The organism is Nocardioides sp. T5 (assembly GCF_048161455.1).
In the GTDB taxonomy this organism is placed as follows: domain Bacteria; phylum Actinomycetota; class Actinomycetes; order Propionibacteriales; family Nocardioidaceae; genus Nocardioides.
In genome coordinates, this window is record NZ_CP182415.1 from 4,250,179 (window position 1) to 4,263,443 (window position 13,265).

At 73.5% G+C, this 13,265-nt stretch carries 10 protein-coding genes and 1 pseudogene; 5 read left to right on the forward strand and 6 right to left on the reverse strand.

The window, feature by feature from the left end:
* The first annotated feature begins 1 nt into the window (after window position 1).
* On the forward strand, window positions 2–631 hold the full coding sequence (locus ACNKF0_RS20805) for a hypothetical protein (protein ID WP_416954689.1): 630 nt from the start codon (window positions 2–4) through the stop codon (window positions 629–631).
* Window positions 632–644: 13 nt separating this feature from the next.
* Here the strand turns inward: ACNKF0_RS20805 and ACNKF0_RS20810 are convergent, their stop codons facing one another.
* Window positions 645–2,096: a serine/threonine-protein kinase gene (locus ACNKF0_RS20810; RefSeq protein ID WP_416954690.1), complete on the reverse strand. Its 1,452-nt coding sequence runs from the start codon at window positions 2,094–2,096 to the stop codon at window positions 645–647.
* Window positions 2,097–2,116: 20 nt separating this feature from the next.
* Here ACNKF0_RS20810 and ACNKF0_RS20815 point away from each other — a divergent pair, with 20 nt between their 5' ends.
* The 3 genes from ACNKF0_RS20815 to ACNKF0_RS20825 are packed head-to-tail and all read left to right on the forward strand — an operon-like array spanning window position 2,117 to window position 5,712.
* Window positions 2,117–2,695 carry an RNA polymerase sigma factor gene (locus ACNKF0_RS20815; protein ID WP_416954691.1) on the forward strand — a complete coding sequence of 193 codons (579 nt, stop codon included), beginning with the start codon at window positions 2,117–2,119 and terminating at the stop codon, window positions 2,693–2,695.
* An 11-nt stretch (window positions 2,696–2,706) separates the two neighbouring features.
* Window positions 2,707–4,221, forward strand: coding sequence for a M1 family metallopeptidase (locus ACNKF0_RS20820; protein ID WP_416954692.1), 1,515 nt, complete (start codon window positions 2,707–2,709; stop codon window positions 4,219–4,221).
* Between the two features lie 18 nt (window positions 4,222–4,239).
* Window positions 4,240–5,712, forward strand: a complete 1,473-nt coding sequence (locus ACNKF0_RS20825; RefSeq protein ID WP_416954693.1) for a carboxyl transferase domain-containing protein — start codon at window positions 4,240–4,242, stop codon at window positions 5,710–5,712.
* Between the two features lie 116 nt (window positions 5,713–5,828).
* On the opposite strand, the gene ACNKF0_RS20830 is transcribed toward ACNKF0_RS20825, so the two are convergent.
* Window positions 5,829–6,887 carry a hypothetical protein gene (locus tag ACNKF0_RS20830; RefSeq protein ID WP_416954694.1) on the reverse strand — a complete coding sequence of 353 codons (1,059 nt, stop codon included), beginning with the start codon at window positions 6,885–6,887 and terminating at the stop codon, window positions 5,829–5,831.
* Window positions 6,880–8,361: a hypothetical protein gene (locus ACNKF0_RS20835; protein ID WP_416954695.1), complete on the reverse strand. Its 1,482-nt coding sequence runs from the start codon at window positions 8,359–8,361 to the stop codon at window positions 6,880–6,882. The genes ACNKF0_RS20830 and ACNKF0_RS20835 overlap by 8 nt, the downstream gene beginning before the upstream one ends.
* A 133-nt stretch (window positions 8,362–8,494) precedes the next feature.
* Here ACNKF0_RS20835 and ACNKF0_RS20840 point away from each other — a divergent pair.
* Window positions 8,495–9,037, forward strand: a pseudogene (locus ACNKF0_RS20840) (NAD-dependent epimerase/dehydratase family protein); the annotation flags it as partial.
* Between the two features lie 416 nt (window positions 9,038–9,453).
* Here the strand turns inward: ACNKF0_RS20840 and ACNKF0_RS20845 are convergent.
* Genes ACNKF0_RS20845 through pdhA form a run of 3 tightly spaced genes read right to left on the reverse strand, consistent with a single transcriptional unit; the run spans window position 9,454 to window position 13,147 of the window.
* Window positions 9,454–10,995: a 2-oxo acid dehydrogenase subunit E2 gene (locus ACNKF0_RS20845; RefSeq protein ID WP_416954696.1), complete on the reverse strand. Its 1,542-nt coding sequence runs from the start codon at window positions 10,993–10,995 to the stop codon at window positions 9,454–9,456.
* Between the two features lie 11 nt (window positions 10,996–11,006).
* Entirely contained in the window at window positions 11,007–11,951 is a 945-nt protein-coding gene (locus ACNKF0_RS20850; protein WP_416958597.1) for an alpha-ketoacid dehydrogenase subunit beta, read from the reverse strand.
* A 38-nt stretch (window positions 11,952–11,989) separates the two neighbouring features.
* Window positions 11,990–13,147, reverse strand: coding sequence for a pyruvate dehydrogenase (acetyl-transferring) E1 component subunit alpha (gene pdhA / locus ACNKF0_RS20855; protein WP_416954697.1), 1,158 nt, complete (start codon window positions 13,145–13,147; stop codon window positions 11,990–11,992).
* Window positions 13,148–13,265: the final 118 nt, after the last annotated feature.

The window sequence follows — 13,265 nt, forward strand, 5'->3', positions numbered from 1 at the left end:
CGTGAACTGGCGGGGGACGGCAGTGCTCGCGCTGCTGCTCGCCATCGGAGTCGCGGCGGGGTTCGGCGCGTCCCTGGCCCTGGGCGAGAACCCGTCGGGCGGCCTCCGGGCCTCGCCCGTGCCGGCGTCCCCGAGCCTCCCGGTCGACCCGGTCCCCGAGCTGCTCCCCGACCCGGACACCCCGCCGCTCGCCACCGGGCTCCCGCTCGTGCGCCAGACGGTCGGCGCGGGCGACTTCCGGATGACCCTGCCGGTGCCGAAGGGGTGGACCTTCTCCGAGAACTCGCTCAACGAGTGGCAGTGGCGACCACCGGACCAGCCCGACTTCGGCTACGTCCTGCGCGTGGAGCAGGTGCTGAGCAACCGCCGCTCGATCGAGTGGACCCTCGACCGGCGCATCGGCGAGCTGCGCGAGGACGAGAGCAACGTCGAGGTGCTCGAGGAGACGAGGGACAGCCTGCACTTCTCCTTCGTCACCGCCAACCACCTCCGGTACGGCCACCTGCGCTGGCTCGACCTCACCGGGTCCGACAACGCCCAGGTGGAGATCGCCGTGACCGGGCGCGAGGTGGACGACCAGGGCATGGCCGAGCTCATCGCGCGCGTCGGGTCCGGCGTACGACTCGGCTGACCGCGGGAGCGGTTCAGACCCCCTTCGCCACCACGGAGTCAAGCACACTGTTCGCGACCCCGCGGTCGTCGGTGCGGATCTGGATCCACATCAGCTGGTTCTGGTTGACCTGGACGACACGCTCGACCGTGAGGTCCACGCCCGGGCACCCGCTGAAGAAGACGGTCATGATGTCGTCGCCGTCCTTCTCGTCGAAGTAGGGACCGCGCTGGACCGGGCAGGCGGCGTGGCCCGGCACGCGCGAGGGCAGCTCCTCACCGGGCAGGATGCCGACGAAGACACCCTCGCCCGGGTCGTCGTCGGAGTTCCAGCCCGACCCCGTGCCGGCCGCGACCGCCGGCTGCTCGGAGCGCCCGTCGAACGGCACCCACTGCTCGGGATCCACCTGGCCTGTCCACGCCTCGGGGACGGTGACGAAAAGCGTGCCGGTCGAGTCCTCGACCGTGCGCTCGGAGGCGGCGGTGCGCTCCAGCGCCCAGCCCGCGCCGGTGCCGGCGACCAGGGCGAGGACGGCGGCCGCGACCCACGGCCAGCGTCGGTGGCGTCGCCGCGGCGCCGGCTGGTCGCTCGCCACCCCGGTGCCGTCCGGCCGGGACGCCGTACGCGTCAGCGCGGGGTCGATCGGCACCCAGGCCGCGGGCGTCTCGTCGGCGGGCTCGCCGAGCGCCTCGACCAGCGCGGAGGTGAAGGACTCGACGTCGGGGAAACGGTCCTCGCGGTCCCGGGCCAGGCCGCGCAGGACCACGGCCTCGGCGGCCGGGTCGTCGAGGTCCATCGGCGCAGGCGGTGAGGGGTTCTCGGCGGCGGCGAGGCTCGCGTGGGAGTAGGGCTGGCGCCCGGTCAGCAGGAAGTAGCTCAGGGCCGCGAGCGAGAACTGGTCGGCCCGCGCGTCCAGCCCCTCGCCGAGGGCCTGCTCCGGGGCGACGTAGGAGGGGGTGCCGCCGGCCATGGTGAGGCGGGAGGACATGTCCATCGCCTTGCCGAGGCCCAGGTCGCCGAGCATGGCCACCACGTGCGGTCCGCGGCCGTTCTCCACGGTCCGGAACAGGACGTTGGCGGGCTTCACGTCGCGGTGCAGCACGCCGCGGTCGTGCAGGGCGCTGAGCCCGCGTCCGACCTGCGTGATGACCGCCATCGCCTGCGACCTCGGGATCGGCGAGAGCTCGACCAGGTCGGCCAGCGTGCCCTGGTCGGCGTACGCCATCACCAGGTAGGGGCGGCCGTCCTCCAGCTCGCCGGCGTCGTAGACCGAGACGACGTGGGGCGACTCGACCTTGCGGAGGAACCGGCCCTCCTCGAGGAAGCGCTGGCGGATGTGGTGGTCGTCGGTCCAGTTGTCCGCGAGGACCTTGATGGCCACGGCGCTGTCGAGGTGCTCGTCGTAGGCGAGCCAGACGGTCGCGAAGGCTCCCGAACCGATGCGGCGGCGCACCGGGTAACGACCGAGACGAGTGGGAGCGGACACCCGGGCATTATCGTGCAGGGGTGAGCTATTCGGGGGACCCGGGCGACGCGTTGGCGCCGGACGACATCGACGACCTGGCGCGACGAGCACGTGACGGGGACCGTGACGCGCTCGAGCTGCTGCTCGCCGCGGTGCGTCCGCGCGTGCTCAACATCTGTCGAGGAGTGCTGCCCTACTCCGGCGACGCGGAGGACGCGTGCCAGGAGGCGATGCTCAACGCGGCCACCAAGATCGGCTCGTGGGGCGGCCGCGGCCGGTTCACCACGTGGCTGCACATCGTGTCGGTCAACAGCGCGCGCACGACGTACCGCCGGCTGAAGAACCTCGCCACGCCGACCGACTTCGAGGACGGCGCCCACGACCGTCCCGACCCGCGCACCACCAGCGTCATCGCCGGCACCCGGCTCGACCTCCTCGAGGCGATGGACACGATCGAGAAGGACCACCCGCAGTACGTCGAGCCGCTGCTGCTGCGCGACGTCTACGGCCTGCCCTACGACGAGATCGCGGCGCTGGTCGACGCCCCTCTCGGCACCGTCAAGGCGCAGATCCACCACGGACGCAAGCTCGCCCGGCCGCTGCTGCGGGGCGATCGTTGACACCACACCGCGTGCGCGCGGTGCTGGCGGCGGGCCTGTCCCTCGCCGTCCTGGCCGGCTGCTCCGGTGGCTCGGGGTCCACCCCGTCCGACGCGCCGCAGGACGCGCCGTCGGCGAGCCCGTCGGCAGCACCATCGGCAGGCGAGTCGCCGTCCGCCTCGGCGTCGGCACCCGTGGTGAGCGACCCGGTGGAGCCGGACCTCGACCTCGCCGAGTCGACCCCGCGCGAGGACAGCGTCTACCCCGGGGTGGGCGACCCCCGCGTGGACGCACTCCACTACGACCTCGACCTGACCTGGCAGCCCCGTGCCGAGCGACTCACCGGCCGGGCGGTGATCACGTTCCGCGCGACGCGCGACGCACCGCGCTTCCAGCTCGACCTCGGGGCTCCCCTCACCGTCGGTGAGGTCACCCTCGACGGCGAACCGGTCCGCTTCGCCCGGCGCGGGAAGGACCTCGTGCTGAGGGCGCCGATCGAGGCGGACGAGCGCCACGAGCTGGCCCTCGACTACGTCGGCACGCCCGAGCCCGCCCCCGCACCGACCACCCGCGGCGACTTCTCCGAGACGGGCTTCACCGTCACCCGCTCCGGCGAGGTGTGGACGATGCAGGAGCCGTACGGCGCGTACACCTGGTACCCGGTCAACGACCAGCCGTCCGACAAGGCGCTCTACGACGTCACCGTCCACGCCCCGCCGGGGTGGACCGGCATCGCCAACGGCGAGCTGACCGTGCTGGAGTCGGACGCCGACGGCACGACCACGTCGTGGCAGCTCGCCGAGCCCGCGTCGTCGTACCTCGTCACCCTCGCGATCGGCGACTACGAGCACAGCAGCAACACCTCCGACAGCGGCCTGCGGGTGGACTACTGGACCCCGCGCGACCTGGGCCGTCCGCTCGACTCGATCCGGACCGCCGCGGCGACCGTGGACTGGGTCGAGGACCGGCTCGGCGACTACCCCTTCGACTCCCTCGGCCTCGTCGTCACCGACTCGCAGAGCGCGATGGAGACCCAGACGATGATCACCCTCGGCACCAACGACTACGTCCTGTCGCCGCAGGTCGTCGCGCACGAGATCGTCCACCAGTGGTACGGCGACCAGGTCTCGCCGTCGGACTGGCGCGACGTCTGGCTCAACGAGGGCACGACGATGCTGCTGCAGTGGGTCTACGAGGACGAGCACGGCATCCGCCCGCTGCGCCAGAGCCTGCGCAGTGCACGCTCCACGGACCAGCAGCTGCGCGACCAGTACGGTCCGCCCGGCGCCTACGACCGGCGCCAGTTCGGCGGCTCGAACATCTACTACCCGCCCGCGCTGATGTGGAACGAGCTGCGCGAGGACCTCGGCGACGACGAGTTCTACGCCGTGGCCCGTTCCTGGCTGGCCGACCACGACAACACCTCGGCCACCCGCGAGCAGGTCTACGACCACTGGGAGGCCGAGACGGGTCGCGAGCTGTCGGCCTTCTTCGACGCCTGGATCATGGGCGAGCGGACGCCGGAGCCCGGGGTCCCGCAGGGCTGAGGCGACTACCCTCCCCGCATGACCCGCCTCTCCGCGCACGACCTCATCGACCTGGTCCTCGACGACGGCTCGTGGTCCTCGTGGGACACCCCGCCGGTGCGTGACGGCATCAGCGAGGAGTACGCCGCCGAGCTGGCCGCCGCGGCCGAGAAGTCCGGCGTCGACGAGTCCGTGCTGACCGGTGAGGCACGGATGCACGGACGGCGCATCGCGGTGCTGGTGGGCGAGTTCGGCTTCCTGGCCGGGTCGATCGGCCGGGCCGCTGCCGACCGGATCGTCGCCGGCATCGAGCGCGCGACCCGGGAGGGCCTCCCACTGGTCGCCGCTCCCGTGAGCGGCGGCACCCGGATGCAGGAGGGCACGCCGGCCTTCGTCCAGATGGTGCGGATCTCCGCCGCCGTCGCGGCCCACCGCACCGCGGGCCTGCCCTACCTCGTCTACCTCCGCCACCCCACCACCGGAGGCGTGATGGCGTCGTGGGGCTCGCTCGGGCACGTCACCGTCGCCGAGCCCGGCGCGCTGGTCGGCTTCCTCGGACCGCGGGTCTACGAGGCGCTCTACGACAAGCCCTTCCCCGAGGGCGTGCAGACCTCGGAGAACCTCTACGCCCACGGCATCATCGACGCCGTCCTGCCGCCCGAGGAGATCGCCGAGATCCTCGACCGCGCGCTCACCATCCTGATGGCCGCGCGCGAGGGCGTCACCCCGGTCGCCGACCCCGGCCAGGACGACGTACCGGACGTCGACACGTGGGACTGCGTGACGCGTTCGCGGCGTCCCGACCGGCCGGGCGTGCGTCGGCTGCTGCGCTACGCCGCCAGGGACGTCGTACCCCTCAACGGGACGGGGCAGGGCGAGCGCGACCCGGGGCTGCTGATCGCGCTGGCGCGCTTCGGCGAGGCGCCGTGCGTCTTCCTCGGCCAGGACCGTCGCGGCCAGACCACCGACCACCCGATGGGGCCCGAGGCGCTGCGCGAGGCCCGGCGCGGGATGCGGCTGGCGTCCGAGCTCGGCCTGCCGCTGGTGACGGTCATCGACACCCAGGGGGCCGCGCTGTCGGCCGACGCGGAGAACGGCGGGCTCGCCGGCGAGATCGCCCGGTCGCTGGCCGACCTGGTCACGCTCGACGCGCCGACGCTCTGCCTGATGCTGGGCGAGGGCAACGGCGGCGGTGCGCTCGCCCTGCTGCCCGCCGACCGCGTCGTCGCCGCGCAGCACGCGTGGCTCTCGCCGCTGCCGCCCGAGGGCGCGTCCGCGATCGTCCACCGCGACCTCGACCACGCCGCCGAGATGGCGCGGGCCCAGCAGGTGCGTGCCATCGACCTGCACCGCCAGGGCGTCGTCGACCGGATCGTGGCGGAGAAGCCCGACGCCGCCGACGAGCCCGAGGACTTCTGCCGCCGGGTGGGCGCCGTGCTCGAGCACGAGCTCAGCACGCTGCTCGCCTCCGGGCCGGGGTCGGCGGCGGACCGGGCGCGCCGCTACCTCTGACACCCGGCCCGAGCGGTGCGTGACGCAGGTTCTGCGAGCCCGGAACGTGTCTCACGCACCGCCGGGTCGCCGGGCGGTGAGTGACGCACGTTTCGGGCGTCAGGAACGTGTCCTGCTCACCGCTCGGCGGGGCCCTCAGACGCATCGCCGGCAGCCGTGTCGTCCCCCGTGTCGTCCCCCGTGTCGTCCCCCGTCGTCTCAGCGCCTTCGTGCGCGACGCCGCGGGCGGCGTCGGCGAGCGGGTCGCCCTGGGGCGCGCCGGCGACCGGGGCGGACTCCTCGGACAGGCCGACGACGCCGGGCACGGTGCCGCTGAGGGTGGCGAGCATCTGGCGCACGTTGGAGAGCTGGGCGTTGATGCTGTCGCGGCGCTGGCCCGCGGCAGCCAGCTCACGCTCGGACTCGGCGCGTACGCGGTCGGCGGAGGCGCGCGCCTCGGCCACCATCGTGGTCGAGCGCTCCTCGGCGTCGGCGAGCATCCGGGCGATCCGCTCCTCGGCCTCGCGGCGGTTGCGCTCGAGGGTGGCCTCGGTGTCCTTGTTGCGCGCGGCCATCGCGTCGAGCTCGGCCTGGATGGCCGCCTGCTGGGCCTGGAACTCCGCGGTGGCCTTCTGGCGCCGCTCGGCGAGCGTGGTCTCGAAGTCCGCGGCCGCCTGGGCGGCCCTGGCGCGCTGGTCCTCGTGGAGGGCCTCGGCCTCGGCCCGGCGCGCGGAGGCGTCCCGCTCGGCGGCGTCGCGCTCACCGTCGGCCGCCTTCCGGGCGTCCGCGAGGATCCTGGCGCCGTCCGCGTCGGCGTCACGGCGGGTCTCCTCGGCGTAGCGCTCGGCGTCGGCGCGCAGGGCGCCCACCTCCTGCTCGGCCTCCTTGCGCAGCGTCTCGACCTCGCCGACCACCCGGTCCCTGATCTCGGCGGCCTCGGTCTCCGCCAGCGACAGGATCTGCCCGACCCGCTCGCCGAGGTGGGCGTACGTCGGCGCCTCGGGCTGCTGCGACTCCCGCGCGACGAGCGCCTCCCGGGACGCCGCAGCCTCGCTCCTCGCCGCCTCGGCAGCCGCCTCGGCCGCCTCGAGCCGGCGGCGCAGGTCGTCTGCCTCCGCCTGCGCCTGGCCGACGGCGCGCTCCACCTCGGCCGGGTCGTAGCCGCGGCGCACGGTCGTGAACATCTCTTCAGGCATCGGGGGCCTCCTGGCTCGACGGGGGTGGGGGTGGCGGGGCCGGCGGGTCGCTGGGGGTCGGGTCGCTGGTGCTGACGGGGTCGGCACCGGCCTGCTCGCGGTCGGGCACGGAGAGGGCCGCGATGACGCCGGAGAGCTGGCCGAGCTCGGTCGTGATGGTGTCGCGCTGCTCCTTGAGCTGCGCGACCTCGGCCCGGGCGCGCTCGAGGGCCCGGCGGGCGCTGTCGCGGAGCTGGTCGGCCTCGGCACGACCCTCGGCGACGAGTGCGACGGACTCCTCGCGAGCGCGACGCCGGTCCTCGGCCGCGTCCGCCCGGCTGCGGGTGACCTCCTCCGCGACGAGCGCGCGCAGGCTGGCGGCACCGCTCTCGGCCTCGGCCCGGCGACGTTCGAGCCGCTCGACGGCCCGCTCGGACTCGTCGGTGGCGTCGGCGATGATCCGGGCCGCCTCGGCCTCGGCCTGCTCGAGGGCGATCCTGGCCTCGGCCCGCCGCTCGGCAGCCGCGTGGGAGGCGGCCTGGGTGATCTCCTCGGCCCGCTGCTCGGCCTCGGCCAGCTCGAGCGCCATCCGGCCGTTGACCGCCGCGATGATGCCGTGGGCGCGCTGGCGGGCGAGCCGCGCGTGGTCCCCGGCGTCGGCGTGGGCGGCCTTGCGGATCGCCTCGGCCTCGGTGGCTGCTCCCGCGAGCACCGACTCCACGGTCTGCGTGGCCCACGCCGTCTGCTCCGCCGCGTGGCGCAGCTTCTCCTCGCTCTCGGCGCGCGCGGCCGCCAGCGTCTCCTCGGCGGCCCGGCGCATCCGGTCGACCTCCGCGCCGGTCGTACGGCGCAGGTCCTCGACGTGGAGGGTCGCCTCGTCGCGCATCCGGGCGGACTCGGTGGACGCGGTGGCCCGCAACGACTCGGCCTCGGCGGTCGCTGAGTCGAGGTGCTGCTGGCCGGTGGTGCGGGCCTCCTCGACGAGACGTGCGGCGGTCTCCTGCGCGCCGGCGATCGCGGTCGCCGCCTCGGCGCGCGCGCCCTCGACCAGCTCGGCCTTCTCGCCGGCCGCGGTGTCGCGCAGCTCCTGCGCCTCGGCGCGCAGCGCGGCCGCCTCGTCCCGCGCCTGGGCGCGCAGCTTGTCGCTCTCGGTCCGGGCGGCCTCGACCTGCTGGTCGCGGGCACCCTCCGCGGACCTCATCAGGAGCGCCGCCTGCTCGTTGGCGTCGACGACGATCGTGGCGGCCTCCTGGGAGGCGCCGGCGAGCACCTCCTCGGCCTGCCTGCGGGCCCGGCCGGCCTCGGCGCGGTCGCGCTCGGCCTCGACCGTGAGGAGGCGGGCCTGCTCACGGAGCGTGGCGAGGTCGGCCGTGAGGCGCTCGGCCTCCTCGCGCGCCTCCCGGACCAGCTGGTCGGCCACCTGCTGCGCACGCGCCAGGAGGGCCGCCGTGGTGGGAGGCTCGCTGGAGGCAGCCGTGGCGGCGTCCTGAGCCATCCGCACTCCTCTTCTCACCCCTACGGAGGGTCCAGTGTCGCAGTCCACCGCCGCCGGTGACAAAGGAGCCTCCGGTTGCGCCCACAGCGAACCGCCCTTGCCGCCGGTCCCGGTCAGCCGGTGGAGTGGCCCCATGAAGCTCCTCGTCCTCGGCGGCACCCGGTTCCTCTCGCGCGAGGTGGCCGTGCAGGCCGTGGCCCGCGGGTGGGACGTCACCTGCGCCTGTCGGGGCACGTCCGGGCCCGTGCCCGACGGCGCGACGCACCTGCCCTGGGACCGCGCCGACCCGCCGCCGGCCGCGGTCGCCGAGGGTGGGTGGGACGCCGTGGTCGACGTGGCGCGGCTGCCGTCGCAGGTGCGCAGCGCGGTCACCGCGACGTCGTACGCCCATTGGGTCTTCGTCTCCACGATCAGCGTGTACGCCGACAACTCGTCCCCCGCGACGGAGCCGCTGCTCGAGCCGATCACCGAGGACGTCGACCTGGCGGTCGACCCGGAGGCCTACGGCGGGATGAAGGTGGCGTGCGAGCAGCTGGTGCAGGAGCACGCGACGTCCGCGGCCGTCGTACGCCCCGGGCTGATCGTCGGTCCGGGTGACCCGACGGGGCGCTTCGCCTACTGGCCACAGCGCCTGGCACGCGGCGGGGAGGTGCTCGCGCCGGGCCGGCCCGACGACGCGGTGCAGGTGATCGACGTACGCGACCTCGCCGCCTGGTTGCTCGACCTCGCTGAGCGTCGCACCACCGGGACCTACGACGCCGTAGGGGTTCGGGTGCCGCTCGGCGAGCTGCTGGCCCACACCGCTGCCGGGGTCGGGGCGGACTACCCCCGTCTCACCTGGGTCGACAGCGCCTTCCTCGAGGAGCAGGGCGTGGCCCACTGGGCCGGCGAGGACTCACTGCCGCTGTGGCTGCCGCGTCCGGCGTACGACGGCATGCTCGCGCACGACCCCGGACCGGCCGTCGCCGCCGGGCTGCGGCTGCGCCCCCTGGCCGAGACCGCCCCGGGCTGCCTCGACTCCCCCGTCACCGCGCTCACCCCCGAGCGGGAGGCCGAGGCGCTGGCGGCCTGGCACGCCCGGTCACGGGTATTTCAGAAGAGCAGCGCCGTGCCCGGGTCCTGGAGCAGCCCGGCGACGTCGGCGAGGAAGCGCGAGCCCTTCTCGCCGTCGATGTGGCGGTGGTCGAACGACAGCGCCAGCGTGGTGACGTCGCGGACCACGATCTCGCCGGTCTCCTCGTCGACCCACGGACGCTTGTTGATCGCACCGAAGCAGAGGATCGCGGACTCGCCCGGGTTGATGATCGGGGTGCCGGCGTCGACGCCGAAGACGCCGACGTTGGTGATCGTGAACGTGCCGCCCGCCATCTCGGCCGGCTGCGTCTTCCCGTCGCGCGCGGTGGCGGTGAGCTCACCGAGCGCCGCCGCCAGCTCGGTCATCGACAGGCTGTCGGCGTCCTTGACGTTGGGCACGACCAGGCCACGCGGCGTGGCAGCCGCGATGCCGAGGTTGACGTAGTGCTTGTAGACGACCTCCTGCGCGGCCTCGTCCCACCAGGAGTTGATCTCCGGGGTGCGCTTCATCGCGAGGATGACCGCGCGGGCGAGGACGAGCAGCGGGCTGATGCGTACGTCCTTGAGCTCGCGTCGCGCCTTCAGGCGCTCGACGAGCTGCATGGTCGCGGTCACGTCGACGGTGATCCACTCGGTGACGTGCGGGCTGGTGAAGGCCGACTGGCTCATCGCCGTCGCCATCATCTTGCGCACGCCCTTGATCGGCTCGCGGGTCTCGCGCTCGCGCGGTGCGTCATACGAAGGCGCGCCAGTGGGTGCGGGAGCGGATGACGCTGCGCGAACCGACGCCGACCCGGACACCGCGGCCTGCACGTCGTCGCGGGTGATCGAGCCCGACGGGCCCGAGCCGGTGAGGCCGGTGAGGTCGACACCGAGGTCCTTGGCGAGCTTGCGCACCGGCGGCTTCGCCAGGGCGCGTACGACGCCGGGCTCGGCCTGCGCGGCCGCCGGGACGAGCGCCTCGGCCGGGGCGGGCTGCGAGGCCCGCTGGTCGGTGGCCGGGACCGGCGACTCGTCGGCCGGCATCACCTCGTCGGACTGGGCGCCGCCAGGGGCGAACGCGCCCTGGAGCTGCATCTGCGTCTGCGCCCCGGCCTCGGTGCTCGGCGAGGCCGAGCCGCGGCGGGCCCGACGCATCGGACCGCGGTCTGCCTTGATCCGGCCGACGAGGGACGCGCCCTCCATCGAGCCGGACGCGGCCGGGTTGGAGAGGTCGATGTCGGCCGGGTCGACCTGCTGCTCGGCAGCACCTGCCTTCTGCGCCATCCCGAGGTAGGGGTCGGACTCGGTCTGCGTGGCGGGGGCGGTCGGCGCGGGCGCCTCGCCCTCGGCGCCGATCGAGATGATCGGCGTGCCGACCGGCACCGTCTCGCCCTCGGGGACGAGCAGGGCGAGGACGGTGCCCTCGTAGGGCGACGGCAGCTCGACGAGCGACTTGGCGGTCTCGATCTCGACGACCACGTCGTTGATCTCGATGGTGTCGCCGACCTTGACCTTCCAGGCCACGATCTCGGCCTCGGTGAGGCCCTCGCCGACGTCGGGGAGGAGGAATTCGGACATGACGGTTCCTCTCAGTAGGCGAAGCTGCGGTCGACGGCGTCGAGCACGCGGTCGAGGTCGGGGAGGTACTCCTCCTCGATCCGCGACGGCGGGTAGGGCGTGTCGAACGCGCCCACCCGGAGCACCGGGGCCTCGAGGGAGTAGAAGCACTCCTCGGTGACCCGGGCCGCGAGCTCGGCACCCATGCCGAGGTTGACGTGCGCCTCGTGGGTGACGACGCAGCGGCCGGTGCGGCGTACGGACTCGTAGACCGGGGCCATGTCGAGCGGCGAGAGCGTGCGCAGGTCGATGACCTCGAGGCTGCGGCCCTCGGACTCGGCGGCCTCGGCGCACTTGAGCGCGGTCTTCACGGTGGGGCCGTAGGCCAGCACCGTCGCGTCGGAGCCCGCACGGACGACCCGCGAGGTGAACAGCGGCTCGGGCGTCGCGGAGTCGTCGAGCTCGGCCTTGTCGGCGTGGTACTGCCGCTTGGGCTCGAGGAAGATGACCGGGTCGTCGTGGGCGATCGCCTGCTGGATCATCCAGTAGCCGTCCACGGGGTTCGAGCAGGCCACGACCTTGAGGCCGGGGGTGTGCGCGAACTGCGCCTCCGGGCTCTCGGAGTGGTGCTCGACCGCACCGATGCCGCCGCCGAAGGGGATGCGGATGACGATCGGCATCTTCACCTTGCCCTGCGAGCGGTAGGTGTACTTCGCGACCTGGCACACGATCTGGTCGTAGGCGGGGTAGACGAAGCCGTCGAACTGGATCTCGACGACGGGGCGGTAGCCGCGCAGGGCCATGCCGACCGCGGTGCCGACGATGCCGGACTCCGCGAGCGGGCTGTCGATGACGCGGTCCTCGCCGAAGTCCTTCTGCAGGCCGTCGGTGATGCGGAAGACGCCGCCGAGCTTGCCGACGTCCTCACCCATGAGCAGGACCTTGTCGTCGTCCTCCATGGCCTTGCGCAGGCCCATGTTGAGGCCCTTGGCGAGGGTGATCTTCTGGGTCGTGCTCACGAGTGGCTCCCCTCGAAGGACGCGAGGTAGGCGGCGAACTCGTCGCGCTGGGCGGCGATCTCGTCGGTCATCTCGCTGAAGACGTAGCCGAACTGGTCGAGCGGCTTGGGGTCGGGCAGTGCCTTGCAGCCCTCGCGGAGGTGGTGGCCCATCTCCTTGGCCTCGGCGTCGAGGTCGTCGAAGAACTCCTGGTCGACCAGGCCGTTGCGGCGCAGGTAGACCTTGAGCCGCTCGATCGGGTCCTTCAGCTTCCAGTGCTCGAGCTCGTCGTTGAGGCGGTAGCGCGTCGGGTCGTCGGTCGTGGTGTGCGCGCCCATCCGGTAGGTGTAGGCCTCGACGAACGACGGCCCGTTGCCCTCGCGCGCCCGCTGCAGCGCGGCCTGGGTGACGGCGTACGTCGCCAGCACGTCGTTGCCGTCGACACGGATGCCCGGGAAGCCGAAGCCCAGCGCGCGCTGGTAGAGCGGGATGCGGGTCTGGCGCTCGATCGGCTCGGAGATGGCCCACTGGTTGTTCTGGCAGAAGAACACGACGGGCGCGTTGTAGGAGGCGGCGAAGATGAACGCCTCGTTGACGTCGCCCTGCGAGGACGCGCCGTCGCCGAAGTGGGCGATCACGGCCGAGTCGCGCTCGGGGTCGCCGGTGCCGACGACGCCGTCGCGCTGCATGCCCATGGCGTAGCCCGTGGCGTGGAGGGTCTGCGCGCCGATGACGATCGTGTAGAGCCCGAAGTTGTTCTCGTTGGGGTCCCAGCCGCCCTGGTCGACGCCGCGGAACAGGCCGAGCAGCCGCAACGGGTCGACGCCCTTGCAGTAGGCGACGCCGTGCTCGCGGTAGGTCGGGAAGACGTAGTCCTGGGGGCGCAGCGCGCGACCGGCGCCGATCTGCGCGGCCTCCTGGCCGAGCAGCTGGGCCCAGATGCCGAGCTCGCCGTGGCGCTGGAGCGCCGTGGCCTCGACGTCGATGCGGCGGGTGAGGACCATGTCGCGGTAGAGGCCGCGCAGCTCCTCGGCCGAGAAGTCGTGGTCGAACTCGGGGTGGTGGACGCGCTCACCCTCGGGCGTGAGCAGCTGGACGAGGTCGGGGCCACCGTCTGACTGGGACGGTCCGAAGACGTCCGCAAGGTCGGGGCCGAAACTCACAGGATCGGACAACGCACTCTCCTAACAACAGCTAGCGGCAGTCACGGGATCGCCGGACGCCGACGGCTTGCAAGCGTGGTCGCCGGCGTGTGTGACCCCGACCACAGGATGGGGTCAACGTATCGGCCGC

Bases quoted from the DNA above. Each gene is read 5' to 3' on its own strand.
- ACNKF0_RS20830 (WP_416954694.1), bottom strand. From the start codon at position 6,887: ATGCCTGAAGAGATGTTCACGACCGTGCGCCGCGGCTACGACCCGGCC.
- ACNKF0_RS20850 (WP_416958597.1), bottom strand. From the start codon at position 11,951: ATGGGCCTGCGCAAGGCCATGGAGGACGACGACAAGGTCCTGCTCATG.
- ACNKF0_RS20825 (WP_416954693.1), top strand. From the start codon at position 4,240: ATGACCCGCCTCTCCGCGCACGACCTCATCGACCTGGTCCTCGACGAC.
- ACNKF0_RS20845 (WP_416954696.1), bottom strand. From the start codon at position 10,995: ATGTCCGAATTCCTCCTCCCCGACGTCGGCGAGGGCCTCACCGAGGCC.
- ACNKF0_RS20835 (WP_416954695.1), bottom strand. From the start codon at position 8,361: ATGGCTCAGGACGCCGCCACGGCTGCCTCCAGCGAGCCTCCCACCACG.